The following is a 19,937-nucleotide window of genomic DNA, read 5'->3' as shown; positions in this document are numbered from 1 at the left end:
GTACGCGGTGCTGTAGCTTGGTGCAGTAGTGAACGGTCTGGCGACAGGCAGCCCGGATTTTGCCCCTTGGCTGCCCAAAGTATGGTCACAACATGGTGCAATTGCACCATGGTGGTGCGAATAAGATTTAGTTGAGAACGGATGGGCGGTGAATCGTGAAGGTAATTGAATTGCCGGATTTCACGCGTACTCCGTTTTCATCGACAATATGAACGCCCGCATTGTGAGTGCCCCGGTCGATATTGCTAACGGCTACTGAGCCTGAGCTGCTTTGCCCGACCGGTTGTCCATCCAGGGTCACTTCAAATTTATGGCCCCGCTTCAGCGGTGGCGTACTTTGAACTTCGAAGGTGACGTTGCCGTTGCCGCTGTGAAAAGCCTGTTCATTGGCCGGATACTGGAATGAGACAGCCTGGTAGGCTGCGCCCTCACGTTCCACCCGCTCGCGGAGTTGTTCGGGTTCCTGAACCGCTTCCGGCTTGGGCAGGGTAATGGTGGTCACGGGCTTCACCTGGACCTCTTCACCGCCTTCCATGGGTTCGTCGGAAAAGGTGACGTTGCCATAGGCGTCAACGTGGCGGTAGACCTCGCTGTGTGCTGTGGTCGAAGCCAGCATCAGCAGGCCAGCGGCGAGTACGAACGGTGCTTTCATGGCGATAACCTGTGGTAATGAACTGCTTTGATTATCGATTGCGGGCAAGGTCATTTCAATGTTGTGGCCTGCTTCCTTGGTTACATATCGTTAAGGGCGTGGGTCTTGGTTAAGAACTGGGATTGAGGCCACAAAAAAGCCCCGCACGGGGCGGGGCTTCTGGTCTGCATCGTCTGCACCGAATTGGTGCAGGGCTTTAGCAGGAGTAGTACAGATCGAACTCGACCGGGTGAGTGGTCATGTTCAGACGCTCGACTTCGCCACGCTTCAGGTCGATGTAGCCTTTGATCATGTCTTCGGTGAACACGCCGCCACGGGTCAGGAACTCGTGGTCTGCTTGCAGGCAGTCCAGGGCCTCGGACAGAGTCTCGGCAACCTTCGGAATGTTCAGGGCTTCTTCCTTCGGCAGGTCATACAGATCCTTGTCCATGGCATCGCCAGGGTGGATCTTGTTCTGGATACCGTCCAGGCCGGCCATCATCAGGGCAGCAAAGGCCAGGTACGGGTTAGCTGCCGGGTCCGGGAAGCGCACTTCAATACGACGAGCTTTCGGGCTGTTCACGTACGGAATACGGATGGAGGCAGAACGGTTACGGGCAGAGTAGGCCAGCATAACCGGTGCTTCATAGCCCGGAACCAGGCGCTTGTAGCTGTTGGTGGCCGGGTTGGTGAAGGCGTTGATGGCCTTGGCATGCTTGATCACACCGCCGATGTAGTACAGGGCGGCTTCGCTCAGGCCCGCGTAGCTGTCGCCGGCAAACAGGTTCTTGCCGTCTTTGCTCAAGGACATATGCACGTGCATACCGGAACCGTTGTCACCCACAACCGGCTTGGGCATGAAGGTGGCGGTCTTGCCATAGGCGTGAGCTACGTTGTGCACGCAGTACTTCAGGATCTGAACTTCGTCTGCCTTGCGGGTCAGGGTGTTGGCGCCAACACCGATTTCACACTGGCCAGCGGTGCCCACTTCGTGGTGGTGAACTTCAATTTCCAGGCCCATGGATTCCATGGCGGCACACATGGCACCACGCAGGTCGTGCAGGCTGTCGACCGGCGGAACCGGGAAGTAGCCGCCTTTTACGCCCGGGCGGTGGCCAATGTTGTTGCGGTCAAAGTCTTCACCGGAAACCCACGCGGCTTCTTCAGAATGGATGTGGTAAGAAGCGCCTTGCATGTCCACGTTCCATTTGACGGAATCGAACACGAAGAACTCAGGCTCCGGGCCGAACAGAGCGCCATCAGCGATGCCGGTGGACTTCAGGTATTCTTCGGCGCGACGGGCAACAGAGCGGGGGTCGCGCTCATAACCCTGCATGGTAGAAGGCTCTACAATGTTGCAGGTGATGTTGACGGTGGTTTCTTCGGTAAACGGGTCCAGAACGGCGGTTTCGTCGTCCGGCATCAGGATCATGTCGGATTCGTTGATGCCTTTCCAGCCGGCAATGGAGGAGCCGTCGAACATCTTGCCGTCAGCGAAAAAGTCTTCGTCCGCCTCGGTGGCGGGCAGGGTCACGTGCTGCTCTTTACCACGGCTGTCGGTGAAACGCAGGTCAATCCACTTGACTTCGTGTTCTTTGATCAAATCAATCGTCTTGGACATTGTGCATGCTCCGTAAGGTTTTACATGTTCGTTGTGCCGGATCGTTCAGTGTTCTGAGGCCCGATCTTTTTTCAGGTCAGGGAAGCTTACCAGAAGCTTGTGGTCCTTACCTTCACTATGCGGCTGCTTTGGCATAAGCAATCGGCTTGCCAGTTTTTGTCGGCTGCGCCAGAACAGCGCAGCGACAAGGCTTTCGAGCTAATGTGGCGCAGCTTCCTGGCCGAAGACCATGCTTATTGCACCACTGCGATGCACCATGGTGGTGCAAGTTCTCTGATAACGCATAATTATGGTGCAAGCCCCGATTGGTTACATATTAGGCACTAATCTTCATATTATCGCCATGGACTTTTCGATATACTGCGCGCCGCTAATTTCTTCAGGATACCCGTTGTGATTGATAAGCTTAGAAACGTTGCCATTATTGCCCACGTTGACCATGGCAAGACTACCCTGGTTGACCAGCTGCTGCGCCAGTCTGGCACGCTGGACCGGAAAGAGCTCGAAAACGAGCGTGTAATGGACTCCAACGACCAGGAAAAAGAGCGTGGCATTACCATTCTGGCAAAAAACACTGCTCTAAAATGGAAAGACTACGACATCAATATCGTAGACACCCCGGGCCACGCTGACTTTGGTGGTGAAGTAGAGCGTGTAATGAGTATGGTGGACAGTGTGCTGCTGGTGGTGGATTCCATCGACGGCCCCATGCCGCAAACCCGTTTCGTGACTCAGAAAGCTTTCGCAGCGGGCCTGAACCCGATTGTGGTCGTGAACAAAATTGACCGTCCGGGTGCCCGCCCGGATTGGGTGGTGGATCAGGTGTTTGACCTGTTCGACAACCTTGGTGCCACCGATGAACAGCTCGACTTCCCGATAGTCTATGCCAGTGCGCTGAACGGCATCGCCGGCATGGATCATGAGAATCTGGACGACAACATGGACGCTGTGTTCCAGGCCATTGTTGATCATGTGCCAGCGCCTTCGGTTGATCTGGACGGCCCGTTCCAGATGCAGATCTCCCAGCTGGACTACAACAGCTTCCTGGGGGTTATCGGTATCGGTCGTATTATGCGCGGTAAAGTGAAGACCAACACCCCGGTGGTGGCGATCGGTGCCGACGGCAAGAAGCGTAACGGTCGTATCCTGAAGATTATGGGCCACTCTGGCCTGCAGCGTGTGGAAGTTGAGGAAGCCCAGGCTGGCGACATTGTGTGCGTGAGTGGTCTGGACCAGCTGTTCATTTCCGACACCCTGTGTGATCCCTCTAACGTAGAAGCCCTTCCGGCGCTGACCGTTGACGAGCCCACTGTATCCATGACCTTCCAGGTAAATGATTCACCGTTTGCCGGTAAAGAAGGCAAATATGTGACCAGTCGGAACATCAAGGAGCGCCTGGAAAAAGAGTTGCTGCACAACGTAGCGCTGCGGGTTGAAGAAGGTGACTCGGCCGACAAGTTCAAGGTGTCCGGCCGTGGTGAACTGCACCTGTCGGTTCTGATCGAGAACATGCGTCGCGAAAACTTCGAGCTGGCCGTGGGGCGGCCGGTGGTGGTCATCAAGGAAGTCGACGGCCAGAAGCAAGAGCCGTACGAAAACGTGATCATCGACATCGAAGAACAGCACCAGGGCCCGATTATGGAGCAGATGGGTCTGCGCAAAGGTGACATGACTAACATGATCCCGGACGGCAAGGGCCGTATCCGCCTGGAATACACCATTCCGGCTCGTGGCCTGATCGGTTTCCGGAACACCTTCCTGACCATGACTTCCGGTACCGGCATCCTGACCTCCACCTTCAGCCACTATGGCCCGGTGAAGATGGGTGACGTAACCAGCCGTCAGAACGGTGTCATCGTTTCCATGGCCACCGGTACTGCGCTGACCTACTCCCTCGAAACTCTGCAGAGCCGAGGCAAGCTGTTCCTGGACCCTGGCCAGGAAATCTATGAAGGCCAGCTCTGCGGTATCCATAGCCGTGACAACGACCTGGTGGTGAACCCCACCAAGGGCAAGAAGCTGGACAACATGCGTGCCTCTGGAAAGGACGAAGTGATCGGCCTGGTGCCGCCCATCAAGTTCACTCTGGAGCAGGCGCTGGAGTTTATCGACGACGATGAACTGGTTGAGGTAACGCCCAAGTCGATTCGTCTTCGCAAGAAGCTCCTGACCGAAAACGAGCGTAAGCGCGCTAACAAGAAGTAATCCCTCAGGGGCCAGGAAATCGTTGTGAGGCGGTAAACGCTTCCGCCTGTTTTCGTGGCCCCTGTATTTTTCTCGCCTGTCTCAGCTAGACTGCCGTTATCCCCGAAACGGAGTTTTTCATGCTGACCCTCTATCCTGAAATCGAGCCTTACGCCCGCCACCGACTGGCGGTGGATCATCCCCATGAGCTGTACCTCGAGGAATCCGGCAATCCGGACGGAATTCCGGTGATTGTCGTTCATGGCGGGCCGGGTGGCGGTTGTGAGGATTACCACCGGCGCTTTTTCGACGCCGAACGTTTCCGGATTATTTTGCTGGATCAGAGAGGTGCCGGAAGATCGACCCCGTTGGCCGAGCTGGAGGGTAACAGCACAGACAAACTGGTTGAGGATCTTGAAGCGGTTCGGCATTTTCTCGGCATCGATCGTTGGTTGCTGTTCGGGGGAAGCTGGGGCTCCACGCTAAGTCTGGTTTATGCCGAGACCCACCCTGACCGGATTTTGGGGTTGGTGTTGCGGGGTATCTTTCTGTGTCGGCCCCGGGATATTCACTGGTTTTATCAGGACGGCGCCAGCCGGGTATTCCCGGATTACTGGCAGGATTACCTTGCCCAGATTCCGGAGGTGGAGCGCGACGATATGGTGGCGGCCTACTACCGGCGCCTGACCAGCGCTAATGAGCTGGAGCAGATTCAGGCCGCGAAAGCCTGGTCCGTCTGGGAAGGGCGGTGCGCCACTCTGCATCCCAATCCCAAGGTGGTGGAGCATTTTGGGCATCCTCATGTGGCCATCGCGCTGGCCCGGATTGAATGCCACTATTTCATGAATAATTCGTTCCTTGAGCCCGACCAGATCGTGCGTGATGCCTCGCGGCTAAAGAACATTCCGGGCGTGATTGTGCACGGCCGCTATGACATGGTTTGCCCGCTGGATAATGCCCTGGCTCTGAGCAAGGCCTGGCCGGAGGCGGAGCTTCAGATCATTCGTGATGCCGGCCACTCGGCATCCGAGCCAGCGATTGTAGATGCCCTGATGCGGGGCGTTGAGAGTGTGGTTGCCAGAAGTCTTCCCTCAGTTGGCTGAGAATGCGACTTTTTATTGATCTGACAGGGTTGCGGTGGTCTTGCGGGCTCTATACACTTTTCGCGTTTCAGAAATTTAACCTTCGGTGTTACCGCTCAAGGGACTGAATGAAAGGACTGATCCAGCGCGTTTCGGAAGCCAGTGTAGCCGTAGATGGTGAAACGATTGCCCGTATTGGTCCCGGGCTGCTCTTGCTCCTTGGCGTAGAAAGGAACGATACACTGAATGAGGCAAAGGAACTGTGCCGAAAAATCCTCTCCTACCGGGTTTTCCCCGATGAGCAGGGCCGGATGAACGTGAATGTTCAGGATGCCGGTGGCTCATTGCTTGTTGTCCCCCAGTTTACGCTTGCTGCTGACACGTCATCTGGCACGCGCCCGGGTTTTTCCCTGGCGGCTGCACCGGAGCTGGCGAATCGGCTTTATGGTGATTTTGTGGCTGAAGCGAGTGGGCTGCTGGGTACTGGACGTGTGGGTACGGGGGAGTTTGGTGCTGATATGAAAGTGGCACTGATCAACGATGGTCCGGTTACCTTTATGTTGGAATCTGGCCAGAGAGGGTCGTGCACAAAAATGTGACGCAGTTGCCAGCAGTGCCTCACGAAAGTGCGTGATTTGAGGTATTGTTTTGTGGCCCTCGGCTGAGGAAGCGTTGAGCGTAAGATAACCGCTTGTTTTTCAGATTTTTTTGGTTATCTGGCCCTGAATTTGTTGTGGAAATGGGAGAGGTTGTTAGTCCAGGCTGATCTAACGACAAAGGTTACGAATGCAAATGGGGCTAAAAAATAGCCATTAAAAATTTGCAAAAAATGGCACATTGTATTAAAACAGGTTCATCACGCAGAGCTTTAATAAAGCTGTGTAAGTGGTTGAGATCTAAGGCAAGCGTGCTTGTCTTATAAAAAGAAGAAAAGCTGTTCCCGCAGGAATGACAGGGGCCAGTCAGATACCCGGCAGGCAGAGCCAAGCGTTGTGCCGGCCAATAAAAATCGGGATTTAGACCCGTCGAAAACCTGAGTTAACTCAAAAAGGAAGACGCAACATGAAAAAAACGATTCTTGCTTCTGCTGTTGCAGCTGCAACCTTCTCTGGCGCTGCCATGGCACAGTCTAATCTGTCTGCTGCTGAGCTGGCTGCCAAGATGGATTCCATGCCGAGCGTTTACGGTAACATTCAGTATGCTATCGCTCACGAAAACATTGACGGTGGCGACTCTGAGCTGAGCCACTTTGACAACGGAACCACTCTGGGCGTTAAGCACGACCACGAAATCGCCCCGGGCGTTACCGGTTTCTTCAAGCTGGAGCTCGACGGCTTTGGCGCTGATGAAAAAGACTCCGATGGCGCGAACATCGACGAAGCTTACATCGGTGTTAAGGGTGACAGCTTTGGCCAGGTATGGGTCGGCTCTGACGACTCCCTGTACGAGTCTGCGATTGATCAAATCGCAAACTTTTACGAGATCGGTGCAAGCGCTGGCGGTTCTTACAGCACTGGTGAAGGCGACCTGGTTCAGTACGTGTCTCCGTCCTTCGGTGGTCTGACTCTGGGTGCGGCTGTTCAGATCAATGGTGACGGTGAGTCTCAGGGTGCTGATAAATCCTATCCGTATCAGCTGGCTGCAATGTATGAAGTTGATGCTCTCGAGCTGGCCTTTGCTATTGACTCCAACGATAATGGCGACGGCAACAACGAGAACACCTACGGTCTGCGCGCCGGCTACAACCTGGATAACCTGTCCGTTTCTGCAGAATACCAGACTCGTAAAGACGTGAGCGATGTGTTTGGTGTTATGGGTGTTTACACTCTGGGCGCTAACCAGTTCGCGCTTTCTTATGAGATGGTTTCTGACGACACAGACGCAGAAGACGATTACGACATCATCACCCTGCAGGCGCTGCATAACGTATCCGACCACATGTACGTTTACGTAGAAGGTTACCTGCAGTCCAATGACGAAGACTCAATCAATGAGTTCTTTGCTTCTGGCAATGCCTCACCTGCTGGTGATGAGCGTGCCATCGCAGCCGTTGGCGCTGTTTACTACTTCTGATCAGCTAATAAGCTAGTCAAGTAGTATTGAAAGCCGGTGACTCTGTCACCGGCTTTTCTGTTTTTACAGGAAGAGAAATCATCAGGAGCGTTTCAGTGGCCACGGAACTTGAAGTAAAGCTGACCCTGTCAGAATCCGCGCAGTCCCGGGCCTTCGAGTGGCTCAAAGGTCGACCGGGTGCAAGCGAAGGTCCGGTCAAAACACTGGTCAATCGCTACTACGACACCCCGAATGCCGGGTTAAACCAGGCCCGTGCTGCGTTGCGAGTCCGTCAGGCCGGTGATCGCTATATCCAGACCTTGAAAACCCAGGGCGAGTTCGTAAGCGGTGCCCATCGCCGCCAGGAGTGGGAGTGGGATCTGCCGGGGCCGGATCTGGATCTTGGGCTTTTGGAGCAGACTCCGTTGAGGTCTCAGGTCAACCTTGACGAATTGGAGTTGGCGTTCGAGACCAACTTCCGGCGGCGTATTATCATGCTGGAGCAAGCGGAGTCTGTAATTGAGGTCGCTCTGGACTCAGGCGAAGTGGTGGGTGGAAAGCGGGCAAGGCCTCTTCATGAGGTGGAATTTGAGCTGAAAGCGGGAGAGCCTGCAGCGCTGCTTGAAAACGCCCGTGCTCTTGCGCAAGCGGTCCCGGTTTTTCTTAACCTGGCAAGCAAAGCCGAGCAAGGTTACTACCTTGCCGGAATCTACTGCCCGTCGCTGGTGCTGCCCGCTTCCGGATTCAGCTCGGTATCTTTTCTGCATTATCTGAGTCAGGCCTGGTTAACCGGTGACACGATGCGTCTGCCCGCAAGCACGCTTGCGAAGATTGAGCCGCAGGTGGAAGCGGCCGGACTATTGCCCGTTTGGAGGCCGGTAGCCAAGGCGCTGCAAGCCGGAATTACGGTGCCGACCCTAGTTGAGCAATTTCCTGAATTCGGTCAGTTGCAACTAGCGCTCGCTGCCGCCGGCTGACGGGGGCTCTTCAGAGCTCTCGGTGGCGGCTTTCTGGTTTTGCTCATGCATGGTGCGCCACTGCTTGAGAAACTCCCGGTACCGGTCCAGCGCTTCCTCTACCACGGAAACTTCCGGCGTCTCGCTGGAACGCACCAGAACAATCAGCCCCTTGCCCTCAACCTCGGCGTTGGTATCCGGGTGGCAGATGACTTCATTGTCGTGATCGATGTAGGCCAGAGCCGTTCCGATGCCGTGGCGGATCAGAGCGCTGACAATATCCGCCCAGGTAAGGTCGTCGAGCTTGAGATCATAACGATGGGGATGATCTCGCTCGTAGTTGAACATGTCTTCCAGAACTTTTTCGGAACCAGGGGCAACCACGGAGCGAACCATGATTTCAGGGTAGGTGCGCACGGGGCGAATGGTGGTGCGAACGCCCAGTGCTTTGAATCTTGTACGGTTGTGGTCGCCGACACATTCAACCGTGGTTCTGCCGCCCAGATTGGATTCGGCCAGTCGATGGGCGATATCAAAGGTCAGGCTGTCTGACATCGGGTCTGATTCGTCGGCTGCCAGCACGATGATGTGCTTGGCGCTGCCAGCGTGCACGGATTTCAGGGCTTCCGGGTCATTTCCTGCGCCGTGAAAGTGAACGACGCCGCAGTCAGACAGTTCTGCAGGCAGACCTCCCGGAAATTGCCGCGTAAGCAGCATTATCGGCACCGTGTGGTACTCAGGGACCGAGCGAATCTGCGAGGCGAATCGCATGAAGTACTGTTCGCCGCCGCTTCGAGGGGTGTTGATGATGACAATGTGGTCTTTCATTTTGTAAATCCAACGTCCGGTCAGTATGCGTTCTCTGCGGTAGAAACGGTATTCGATGTAATCACTTACGATCAGGGTTAACAGGGTAATGGCTGAGACGAACATCAGTACAATGGTGCTGATCCGGCCGACGGGCGTGACCGGGGAGTAGTCGCCATAGCCCACGGTAACCAGCGTCGTCATGGTGAGCCATACGGCTTCAAAGAACGAGAGTGGCTCTGCAGCCCACAGGATAAGAATCTGTGCCGATACCAGTCCCCCGAGGATGGCAAAGAGCCGGTTGATCCGACTTCTTATAAGTCCGCCCATAGGGAGGTGGGATTGGGTATGTTCCGGATTCAGAGGGCGTTTATTTCGCATCATGGAGAGCGGGTGCCTGTTCAGTCCTTGGCGAGTTCGTTATACAGTACCTGAAATATATCAGAGAGACAGAGGGTTGCGTTATGTCTGAGCCATGGGCTTCACTGCCGGGAGTGCTCAAGGAGGAGATTTCCGGATGCTGGTCATCGGTATTCCCGGAGGGGCTGCCGGGCTGGCTGGCCGGTGACCATGTCTCCGAGGCCGATGTGGCAGAGGCTATTTCCCGTAGCCTGTTTCTCCGGCAAACCCTTGAACGACATCCGGAGCAGGTTCAGCCCGCCGTTGTTGCCCGGCCTTTAACCGAACCAACCACCGAGGCCTGGCTCGCTGATCGCTGGCGGGATTACCTGCAGAACGTTGACTCTGAACCGGCGTTGCATGCGGCACTTCGCCAGTACCGGCGGGAAGTGCAGTTCCGGATTATCTGGCGGGATCTCATGAAGTGGGCCGATCTGCATGAAACCATGACCGCTACCAGTGCCTTTGCGGATACCGCCATTGATGGTGCCTTGAATTGGCTTTACGAACGAGCCTGTGAAGAGTTCGGTACTCCCATGGGCGATGATCCGGTAACCGGGCAAGAGGCACCCCAGAAAATGGTGGTGCTTGGAATGGGCAAGCTCGGCGGCCGGGAGCTGAACGTTTCCTCCGATATCGACCTGATTTTTGCGTTTCCCTCAAAAGGCGAAACCCATGGCGGCCGGCGTGCTCTGGATAATCAGCAGTTCTTTATCCGACTTGGCCAAAGGCTGATTCAGGCGCTGGACCAGATTACCGCCGATGGTTTCGTGTTTCGGGTGGATATGCGCTTGAGGCCATATGGCCAGAGTGGTGCGCTCGCCCTGAGCTTCGCCGCCCTGGAAACCTATTACCAGGATCAGGGGCGCGACTGGGAGCGTTATGCCATGGTCAAGGCCCGCGTCGTGGCGGGCGACCAGCGCGCCGGTGAGGTACTGATGGCTAGCCTCAAACCCTTCGTTTACCGCAAATACATTGATTTCAGCGCCTTTGAATCGCTTCGCAGCATGAAAGAAATGATCAGCCGGGAAGTTCGCCGGAAGGGGCTGGAGAACAATATCAAGCTCGGCAGTGGCGGCATTCGGGAAATTGAGTTTGTGGTGCAGGCGTTCCAGTTAATCCGCGGCGGGCGTGATCGGGAGCTGCAACAACGTGAGTTGCAGCAGATCTTGAAGGAGCTCGAGGAACTGGAGTTGCTTCCGTCCCGGGTGGTCGGTGAGCTGAGGGGCGCCTATGTGTTCCTTCGCAATCTAGAGCATGCCCTTCAGGGTATGGAAGACAAGCAGACCCAGGTTCTGCCTGAGGATGCGCTTTCCTGCGCTCGGGTTGCGAGGATTATGGGCTTCGATAGCTGGGAAGACTGCCTGTCTGCGCTGGATGAACATCGAAGCCGGGTGGCTCGTCATTTTGCGGATATCATCGCCACGGAAGAACAGGATGACGCCGATGAGGGTGGTGTCGACGATGGCTGCTACGAGCTGTGGCTGGCGGAAATGGATGAAGCCAGTGCCCTGGGCTGGCTGGAGCAAAGCGGATTCGAGGACCCGGATGGCAGCTATAAGCGCCTGACCAGCCTGCGCGACAGCCGCACCGTGCAGACTCTGCAGACCCAGGGGCGTAAGCGGCTCAATCAGTTTGTGCCGCTCCTGATTAACGCCCTGATGGATGTGGAGAATCCTTCGGAAACGCTGGACCGTGTGCTGCAACTGGTTGAAGCCATTCTGCGCAGAACCGCCTATATGGTTCTGTTGATGGAAAATCCCGGAGCCATGACGCAGTTGGTGCGGCTGTGTAGTGAAAGCCCCTGGATTGCGCGCCTGCTGGCGGATACGCCCTTGCTGCTGGACGAACTTTTGAATGCGGAGAGCCTATACAGTCCGCCGGCCAAGGAAGAGTTGCAGGATGATTTGCGTCAGCAAATGCTGCGGATTCCGTATGAAGATCTGGAAGAGCAGATGGAGGCTCTGCGTTACTTCAAGAAGGCCCATGTGTTGAGGGTGGCGGCCTCAGAGTTAAAGGGCACGCTGCCGCTGATGAAAGTGAGTGATTACCTGACCTGGATTGCCGAGGTGGTGCTGGATCATGTGGTGGATGTGGCGTTCTCGAATCTGGTCAGCCGGCACGGTTACCCGCGGCGCGCCGATGGCTCCGCCTGTGATACCGATTTCGCCATCATCGGTTACGGCAAGCTCGGTGGTATCGAGCTGGGCTACACCTCAGATCTGGATCTGGTGTTTGTGCACCAGGCGGATCCTCAACTGGCCACCGATGGCGACAAGCCTATTGATAACGCCGTGTTCTATACCCGGCTCGGCCAGCGAATCGTGCACATTCTCAGTACCCAGACACCCTCCGGGCAGCTCTACGAAGTGGATATGCGATTGCGCCCCTCGGGTAACTCCGGCTTGCTGGTGAGTACCTTGCAGGCGTTCGAGAAATACCAGCAGGAGGATGCCTGGACCTGGGAGCATCAGGCGCTGGCCCGCGCCAGGGGAGTGGCAGGCTGCGACGATACGCTCAAAGCGTTCGAGGATATTCGCCACCAGATACTGTGCCGACAACGGGAAAAGGCGTCGCTTCGGCAGGAGGTGGTCGATATGCGTGAGAAAATGCGCAGCAACCTCGGGACACCCGCAGCCCGGCAGAATGACGTTTTCCACATCAAGCATGACAACGGTGGCATCGTAGATGTCGAGTTCATGGTGCAGTACCTGATGCTGGCTTGGTGCCCGGAACACCCGGAGCTGACCCAGTGGAGTGATAACATCCGCCAACTGGAAGAATTAGGCCGCGCAGGCGTTTTGCCAGTAGAAGACACTGAGCGGCTGCGGGAGGTGTTCATCACACTGCGCTCCACCATCCACCGCAGAGCTTTGCAGAATCTCAACAGCCAGGTCGAGGGCGGAGCCTTCACAGAAGAGCGTGACTACATCCAAAGTATGTGGAAAAAAGTCATGGTTGAGTAGCAAGCTAAATTTATTTCAGGCGGCGTTTGCTGCTAGAATGCCAGTTCCCCGAAAACCGCTTACTCAGGAGCAGAACAGAATGTCGATGGCTGATCGCGATGGCCTTATCTGGCTGGATGGTGAAATGGTTCCCTGGCGGGAAGCCAAAACCCACGTCCTCACCCACACCCTGCACTATGGCCTGGGTTGCTTTGAAGGTGTGCGTGCCTACAACACCGCGAATGGCCCGGCGATTTTCCGCCTGAAAGAACATACCGATCGGCTGTTCCGTTCAGCGCACATCCTGAACATGAAGATGCCGTTCTCAAAGGACGAGATCAACGAGGCCCAACGAGCAGCGGTGCGGGAAAACAATCTCGATGAGGCCTATCTGCGCCCGATGGCATTTCTGGGCTCTGAGGGCATGGGTCTGCGTGCCGACAACCTGAAGGTGCATGTGATGGTTGCGGCCTGGAGCTGGCCGTCTTACATGTCTCCGGAAGCGAAGGAGCTGGGCATCAAGGTGCGCACCTCGTCCTACACTCGCCACCATGTAAACATCACCATGTGCAAGGCGAAGGCCAATGGTAACTACATCAATTCCATGCTGGCCCTGAATGAAGCCATCTCCGGTGGTGCCGAGGAAGCGCTGCTGCTGGATAACGAGGGCTACGTGGCGGAAGGTTCCGGTGAGAACATCTTTATCGTGCGTGATGGTGTATTGCACACCCCCGAGCTGACTTCCTGCCTGGAAGGTATCACCCGTGCCACTATCATTGACTTTGCCCGAGACCTTGGTCTGCAGGTCAAAGAGCGCCGCATTACCCGCGATGAGGTGTACGTTGCTGAGGAAGCGTTCTTTACTGGCACGGCTGCCGAAGTGCTGCCTATCCGCGAACTGGATGGTCGCCAGATCGGTGAAGGTAAGCGCGGTCCCGTTACCGAAAAGCTGCAGAGCATGTATTTTGACGCGGTGAAGGGGAAGCTAGACAAGCACTCAGAGTGGTTGAGCCACGTAAAAGGCTGATCCAGCCAGTATCTGTATGAAGTGGCCGCCGGCGCTGAACAGGCCCCGGCGGCCTTGTTATTTGGAATCCACGAGCAAGCAGGACGAGACAATGGCAGACGTAATCAAGGTTCCCGTTTCCTTTGGTGAGGTGCTGGACAAGATCACCATCCTCGAAATCAAATCCGAGCGCATCAAGGACGAAGAAAAGGTCAGAAATGTTCGCCTTGAACTGGAAGAGCTCAGCAAGACCTGGGATGAAGCCGTGGCCGACAAAGCCGATGATATCGCCGATCTGCGTAAGCAGCTCAAAGCGGTTAACGAGGAGCTTTGGGTGATTGAGGACGACATCCGTGACCAGGAAGCGGATCAGGACTTTGGTCCCCGCTTTATTGAGCTGGCACGCGCTGTTTATGTCACGAATGACAAGCGTGCGGCCATTAAAAAAGAAGTGAACCTGGCGTTGGGTTCACGTTTTGTGGAAGAGAAGTCTTATCAGGACTACACCGCACGGAAATAATCCTGTTTCCGTATGCATCCGCCCCTGAGGGGGCGGGTGCGGCTACCCTGAATGCTCCGTGACCCATTGGTCGAGCATCGCCGTTACATCGTCCACCGATACCAGTTCCATCGCCCCTTCAAATTCTGCCTTGGCGCCCCAGCGGGCCTCTTCAACGGTTTTTCCGGTGAATTGCTTCAGGGCTTCCGGGTAGCGGTTTACACACCATTTCAGCGAACTGTATGGCCCTGAGCGGTTAGGATTGCTGGCAGCGAATAGGCCGAGTACATCAGTTCCGACGGCGCTGGCAATGTGCGCCGGGCCCGTGTCGGGGGCCACAACCAGGTCGGCATGGCTCATCAGAGCAGTCAGCTGTTTCAGGGTGTCCTGGCCACAGATATTGTGAACCGGGTGTTTCATGGCGCTTTCGATAGCCTCGCAGTATTCTTTCTCGAACGGTGCGGGGCTGCCCACCAGAATGACCTTCATGCCATGAGTTTCAATGGCGTAATCGGCCAGTTGAGCATAGCGTTCAGCGGGCCAGTTGCGCAGTGTATGGCTGGCGCAGGGGCTGATGACCAGGTTCTTCCTGTCCTTGGCCAGATGGCCATGAGCAAATTCGTGATCGGCGTCAGTGAGCGGAATAGCCCAGCGGGGAGGCGCGGCCTTGAGCCCCAGTGGTTCCAGAAAGCTTGCCAGACAGTCCCTGACATGCTGATGCGGTGCGGGTGCGATGCGCCGATTGATAAACAGGCTGTGGAGGTCTTTACTCCGGGCCTTGTCGTAGCCGATTTTGACTTGTGCCGGGATGCAGGCCGCCGCCAGGTTTGCTCGGAAAGCGACCTGCATGTGTAGCAGAGCGTCAAATTTGCGGCCTTTCATTTTCCGGCGAAGCTCCGCGTAGCCTGCTCGGCCAGCCTTCTTGTCAAAAATGATGAACTCGACACCGGGCAGGTCGCCAATCAGTTTTGCCTCGATTTTGCCGATTACCCAGGTGACTTTTACGTTGGGGAGTTGTTCCTGAAGGCTCAACACCACGGGGATGACATGGGTAACATCGCCAATGGCTGACAGGCGCAGGATGCAGATTGAGTTGATCAAATTACTGTCCGTTTCCAATCTTTAACTGCTGGATGTGGAGCCGGGCTGGGCTCATTGGTAAACTTGGTCCCATCTTATCCTACTGATGGGGCTGGGGTCTTCCTCAGAATCTGCAGAAGATGCCGGCTACCAGGTTGATCCATGCTTATTGTTAATCCTGCCTACCCCTCTATTACAGAAAACATGTTGGTACCCGGGTATTGGGGAGAACTTGCCCGTCCTGTGTCGGTGGGCGGGCGGGGAGGCGCCTGGTTTGTCACCACCGAGTTCGGTGACATGGTTCTGCGTGAGTATCGTCGCGGCGGCATGGCTGCTCGGATTTCTGCGAAGAGCTACTTGTACACCGGATGGCACGAGACCCGAAGCTACAAAGAGTTCAGCGTTCTTGAGGCACTCTTCCGTAAAGGTTTGCCCGTTCCTGAACCGGTTGCTGCGAGGGCTGTTCGACATGGAATCGTCTATCAGGCAGATATTTTACTGCGGCGAATCATTGGGGCGGTCCCCTGGCCAGAAGCTACCAACATGGCGGATGAGGGCCTGTGGTTTGATATCGGGAAAACGATTCGTCGCTTCCACGATGCCGGATTGAATCACGTTGATCTGAATTGCGATAACATTCTGATCGGTAACGGGCGTGTGTATCTGATCGATTTCGATAAATGTGATATCCGGGGCTCGGAGCCTGGTGGCGTAACCGAGTGGAAGCTAAAGAACCTGGCCCGCCTGCGTCGTTCTCTGTTCAAACGCATGGGAGGAGTTGATATAGAGGCGCTATGGCGGCCGCTCATGGAAGGGTATCACGGGGTGTCTCGTCAGGGGGCAATGCAGTCGCAGGGATAGCGTGTTGTTAATAACAAAGCCGGAGTTTCCGACCGGAAAACGCTAAAAGAATGGGAAAATAGTTCTAATGAAGAGCCTATCTGTAAAAGGCACAAGTGGAGAAGCGATTGTCAGTCCGCCAGGGTGGCTGTTTTTGTTGCTCTCATTGCTGGCAGTCCTTTATTCCGTGCTCCCTCTTACGTTTTGGCGGTTGCCGAATGCAGTGGAAATACTGTTCGCGGTCTTTGGGCTCTACGTGTTTTTCCGATATGCCAGGGGCATCCGTTGGAGTCTGCCCGTAAAACTGTTTGCTGCGGCAATCGTTATAGCGACTCTTAGCTGGGCAGGAATGGTTCTCGATCACCCAGACCTGGCGCGTTCAGGCCCGTCTCTGGAAGACGTCCTGGACAAGTTCATGTTTCTGTTCCTGGCTTGCGTGCTGGCGGGAAATCATAATCGCATTCAGGCTTATCTCATTACCTTTGGACTTTTCGTACTGGTCATGCCTTGGCTATCGGGTAATGGTTTTTCTGAGATTGCGAACGGGTTGGATGGTGTTCGAGCAGAGTTTGGAATCAACCCCATTCGCTCAGGCTTGCTGTTTGGTGCTGTCGCTCTCGGTCTGATCTGTTTTGGCTATCGGCTCGTCTTGCGTCCTGGGCTTTCCATTGTTCGCCTCATTGTCTGGTTGTTATTGCTGTTGTTTGCTCTCACGATGCTGTTTATTACTCAGTCAAGGACGGCCATGGTCGCTTTGGTGCCGGGCTTGTTGATAGCTTTCCTGCTGCTGATGGCCTTTTCGAGGGTGGCGCGGCGTACCAAGTTGTACATTGCCGGGGGCGCTGTTGCGGCACTGGTGTTATCGGTTTTATTGAGTTTGGCGCTGGGGCTCTCCAATCTGATAGAGGATCGTTTTGGTCAAGAGGCTGAGCTTGTATCTCAAGTCATTGAAGGAGATCTGGATGAAATACCGAAGTCCAGTTGGGGCTTGAGGCTGTTGTTCATCTCAGAGGCATTTGAGGGTATCAGTGAGAGGCCATTGACTGGCTGGGGCTACAGGGCCGGTGAAATCGTTCTCGATACCCCTGAACTCAGGCAAGGCGATGGAGGCGTGTTCAGCCAGGTGCACAATAGTTATCTGGAGGCAGCCCTGCGCTATGGTATCGGCGGGCTTATCGTAGTGCTTGGTCTTTTCGCCTGGGCGGTCGTAGGGATTTTGCGTTGTTGGCGGCACCGTCAGATGCCATTGGACATGATGATTTTTCTGGGGGCAACGTTCAGCTATTTCATGGTGGCCAATCTGTTCGATGGGTTACTGTTCCAAACTGAGGGAGTCCTGATGTTCAATGTCCTTATGGGCGTTGCTGCATCATACATTTTCCAAGATATGCAATTGAGCGCCCGGGAACCCGAGAGGCATATATGACCGTGATTAAACTGGATTGCACGCTAAGGGATGGTGGTTATTACAATAGCTGGAATTTTGGCGCTGATCTGGCTCAGCGATACCTTGATGCAATGGATGCCGCCGGAATAGATGTGGTGGAAATCGGGCTACGTTCACTCAAAAACGAAGGCTTTAAAGGGGCTTTTGCATTCTCCAGGGATGAATATCTGGCTGGTTTGAACCTCCCGGAAGGCCTCGACATCGGGGTCATGGTGAATGCCAGTGAGCTGGTGGGGGAGAACCTCGAAGCGCGCCTCCAGGCCTTGTTTCCGCAACAGGCTTCGGTTTCTCCAGTCTCCTTGGTACGTGTTGCCTGTCATGTCCATGAGTTTGCCGAAGCTCTCCAGGCCACGCCTTGGCTGAAGGCGCGAGGGTACCGGGTTGGTTTTAACCTGATGCAGGTGGCGGACCGTTCTCAGGAAGAAATCCGGAATCTTGCACGCGAAGCCGAGAATTGGCAGCCGGATGTTTTGTATTTTGCTGACAGTATGGGGGGCATGACTCCGGAGCAAACCGGCACCATCATCGACTGGATTCGTCAGGAATGGACCGGCCCGTTGGGCATTCACACCCACGACAATCTGGGGCGGGCATTGCAAAATACATTGGCAGCCCTGGATAAAGGAGTGTCCTGGGTTGACTCAACGGTAACGGGTATGGGGCGTGGGCCGGGAAATGCCCGCACTGAAGAACTGATCATTGAGCTCAGTGAGCGAACGGGACGGCCATGTAACCTGATTCCGTTAATGAGTCTGATCCGAACAGATTTCCGCCCTATGCAACAACAATTTGGGTGGGGGACCAATCCATATTACTTTCTGGCCGGAAAGTACGGGATCCATCCGTCTTTTATTCAAGAGATGTTGGCAGATTCCCGCTACGTAGAGGAAGACCTGCTGGCGGTCATTGAACACTTGCGGCATGAGGGTGGCAAAAAATTCAGCCGCGATGCTCTGGACTCTGCACGACACGGTTTACACCGTGAGACGCATGGTTGCTGGGCACCTTCAGAGCTACTGCAAGGAAGAGAGGTGTTGCTGCTTGGCTCAGGGCCTGGCGCGCGGGAGCACCGTCTGGCTCTGGAACAGTACATCACCCGAGAAGCTCCGGTTGTGGTCGCATTGAATACTCAGACCGCTATCAATCCCTCAATGATAGATGTCCGAGTCGCCTGCCATCCGGTACGCTTGCTTGCCGATGCGGAGGTTCATGCCGAGCTTCCCCAGCCACTGATTACTCCGGTCGGTGCCCTTTCCGAGGATGTGCGTGCCCGGCTCGATGGCAAGCAACTGTTGGATTTCGGCATGCAAGTCGTGCGCGGCAACTTCAGTTTCGAGACGACGCAGTGTACACAGCCGACGTCACTGGTCATTGCCTACGCTTTGTCGGTCGCTACGAGCGGAAACGCCAGCAGAATTCTCATGGCCGGCTTTGATGGCTTTGGAGCCGATGACCCGCGTACGGCAGAAATGCATTCGTTATTGGCAATGTATCAGCAGCATCCCCAAGCTTTGCCGCTTTTGGCTGTAACGCCCACAAGGTATTCGGTGCCGGTACGTTCGATTTATGGTATGTGAGGGCTTAATGAGAACCGTAGTAGTGATCCCCGCAAGATTCAGCTCCAGCCGTTATCCCGGCAAACCGCTGGTTGAGCTGCTTGGAAGGCCAATGATCCTCTGGGTAGCGGATGTCGCGGCCAAAGCCGTAACTGCTGAAAACGTATACGTGGCTACCGAAGACCAGCGTATAGCTTCAGTCGTTACAGCCGCAGGATATAATGCCGTAATGACAAGCTCCAATGCACTGACCGGTACGGATCGTCTGGCCGAAGCTGCTGAGAAGATTGATGCTGACATATACATCAATGTGCAAGGTGATGAACCGTTGGTGGATGCAGGAGACATAATCAAAATCGCGGATTGTAAACAAGCAAACATGGACATGGTCGTTAATGGTTTTAGCTGGTTGTCCAATCTGGAAGATCCTGCGAACGTCAATATTCCGAAAGTGATCACTACCGAGTCGAACCGCCTGGTATATATGTCTCGCACACCCTTGCCGGGTTTCAAGGATGCCGCCAACAAGCCCGAGGGCTATCGGAAGCAGGTATGCATCTACGCATTTACCAAAGAGGAGCTCGAGCGGTTTGCCAGATTTGGCCGAAAAAGCGTTCTGGAGCAGAGTGAAGATATTGAGATTCTGCGTTTTCTGGAGCTTGAGACAGACGTACTGATGGTTGAGACACGTCCTGGCAGTCTGGCTGTTGATGTGCCCGAAGACGTCGCTCCAGTCGAAGCAGCCTTGCGCGCCAGGCAGCATTGAGATTGTGATACCTGTAACCGAGCATTTGGCCAGTCCGCGTCCTGAGGCTGATAACCCTAAATTGCC

16 protein-coding genes are annotated in these 19,937 nt (G+C 55.2%); 12 read left to right on the top strand and 4 right to left on the bottom strand.

What is annotated here, in order from left to right; translation table 11 throughout:
• Positions 1-127: 127 nt before the first annotated feature.
• Positions 128-652 (bottom strand): DUF4124 domain-containing protein, encoded by a 525-nt coding sequence (locus C7436_RS17050; RefSeq protein ID WP_031209479.1) that lies wholly within the window; start codon positions 650-652, stop codon positions 128-130.
• Positions 653-848: 196 nt separating this feature from the next.
• The gene (glnA, locus tag C7436_RS17045) at positions 849-2,252 is read right to left on the bottom strand and encodes a glutamate--ammonia ligase (RefSeq protein WP_011784288.1); all 1,404 of its coding nucleotides are present in this window, start codon (positions 2,250-2,252) and stop codon (positions 849-851) included.
• A gap of 393 nt (positions 2,253-2,645) precedes the next feature.
• Here glnA and typA point away from each other — a divergent pair, with 393 nt between their 5' ends.
• The 5 genes from typA (at position 2,646) to C7436_RS17020 (ending at position 8,547) form a co-directional block, all read left to right on the top strand.
• Positions 2,646-4,457, top strand: coding sequence for a translational GTPase TypA (gene typA, locus C7436_RS17040; protein ID WP_011784289.1), 1,812 nt, complete (start codon positions 2,646-2,648; stop codon positions 4,455-4,457).
• A 119-nt stretch (positions 4,458-4,576) separates the two neighbouring features.
• Complete coding sequence (pip, locus tag C7436_RS17035; RefSeq protein ID WP_121208563.1) at positions 4,577-5,539, top strand: prolyl aminopeptidase; 963 nt, start codon at positions 4,577-4,579, stop codon at positions 5,537-5,539.
• Positions 5,540-5,646: 107 nt separating this feature from the next.
• A complete protein-coding gene (gene dtd / locus C7436_RS17030) occupies positions 5,647-6,117 on the top strand; it encodes a D-aminoacyl-tRNA deacylase (RefSeq protein WP_121208562.1) in 471 nt (156 codons plus the stop codon).
• Between the two features lie 463 nt (positions 6,118-6,580).
• Entirely contained in the window at positions 6,581-7,591 is a 1,011-nt protein-coding gene (locus C7436_RS17025) for a porin (RefSeq protein ID WP_121208561.1), read from the top strand.
• 95 nt (positions 7,592-7,686) lie between these two features.
• A complete protein-coding gene (locus tag C7436_RS17020; RefSeq protein ID WP_170155445.1) occupies positions 7,687-8,547 on the top strand; it encodes a CYTH domain-containing protein in 861 nt (286 codons plus the stop codon).
• On the opposite strand, the gene C7436_RS17015 is transcribed toward C7436_RS17020, so the two are convergent.
• The gene (locus tag C7436_RS17015) at positions 8,524-9,717 is read right to left on the bottom strand and encodes a potassium channel family protein (RefSeq protein WP_014420520.1); all 1,194 of its coding nucleotides are present in this window, start codon (positions 9,715-9,717) and stop codon (positions 8,524-8,526) included. The two genes, C7436_RS17020 and C7436_RS17015, sit on opposite strands and share 24 nt — an antisense overlap.
• 80 nt (positions 9,718-9,797) lie before the next feature.
• On the opposite strand from C7436_RS17015, the gene glnE reads away from it, so the two are divergent.
• From glnE to C7436_RS17000, 3 genes are all read left to right on the top strand, one after another.
• Positions 9,798-12,698, top strand: coding sequence for a bifunctional [glutamate--ammonia ligase]-adenylyl-L-tyrosine phosphorylase/[glutamate--ammonia-ligase] adenylyltransferase (glnE, locus tag C7436_RS17010; RefSeq protein ID WP_121208559.1), 2,901 nt, complete (start codon positions 9,798-9,800; stop codon positions 12,696-12,698).
• A gap of 79 nt (positions 12,699-12,777) precedes the next feature.
• A complete protein-coding gene (locus C7436_RS17005; RefSeq protein WP_041654552.1) occupies positions 12,778-13,704 on the top strand; it encodes a branched-chain amino acid transaminase in 927 nt (308 codons plus the stop codon).
• 91 nt (positions 13,705-13,795) lie between these two features.
• The gene (locus C7436_RS17000; RefSeq protein ID WP_121208558.1) at positions 13,796-14,203 is read left to right on the top strand and encodes a DUF6165 family protein; all 408 of its coding nucleotides are present in this window, start codon (positions 13,796-13,798) and stop codon (positions 14,201-14,203) included.
• 42 nt (positions 14,204-14,245) lie between these two features.
• Here C7436_RS17000 and C7436_RS16995 read toward each other — a convergent pair whose 3' ends face one another.
• A complete protein-coding gene (locus C7436_RS16995; RefSeq protein WP_121208612.1) occupies positions 14,246-15,280 on the bottom strand; it encodes a glycosyltransferase family 9 protein in 1,035 nt (344 codons plus the stop codon).
• 144 nt (positions 15,281-15,424) lie between these two features.
• Between C7436_RS16995 and C7436_RS16990 the strand changes: the two genes are divergently transcribed.
• The 4 genes from C7436_RS16990 (at position 15,425) to C7436_RS16975 (ending at position 19,871) form a co-directional block, all read left to right on the top strand.
• Positions 15,425-16,123, top strand: coding sequence for a 3-deoxy-D-manno-octulosonic acid kinase (locus C7436_RS16990; protein ID WP_121208557.1), 699 nt, complete (start codon positions 15,425-15,427; stop codon positions 16,121-16,123).
• A gap of 67 nt (positions 16,124-16,190) precedes the next feature.
• A complete protein-coding gene (locus C7436_RS16985) occupies positions 16,191-17,528 on the top strand; it encodes an O-antigen ligase family protein (protein WP_121208556.1) in 1,338 nt (445 codons plus the stop codon).
• Entirely contained in the window at positions 17,525-19,126 is a 1,602-nt protein-coding gene (locus C7436_RS16980) for an aldolase catalytic domain-containing protein (protein WP_211329890.1), read from the top strand. Before C7436_RS16985 ends, C7436_RS16980 begins: the two co-directional genes overlap by 4 nt.
• Positions 19,116-19,871 carry a 3-deoxy-manno-octulosonate cytidylyltransferase gene (locus C7436_RS16975; RefSeq protein ID WP_322934355.1) on the top strand — a complete coding sequence of 252 codons (756 nt, stop codon included), beginning with the start codon at positions 19,116-19,118 and terminating at the stop codon, positions 19,869-19,871. Before C7436_RS16980 ends, C7436_RS16975 begins: the two co-directional genes overlap by 11 nt.
• Positions 19,872-19,937: the final 66 nt, after the last annotated feature.

Origin of the sequence: Marinobacter nauticus, assembly GCF_003634635.1 — a bacterium.
Lineage (GTDB): Bacteria > Pseudomonadota > Gammaproteobacteria > Pseudomonadales > Oleiphilaceae > Marinobacter > Marinobacter nauticus.
This window is presented reverse-complemented; position numbering and strand designations above follow the sequence as displayed.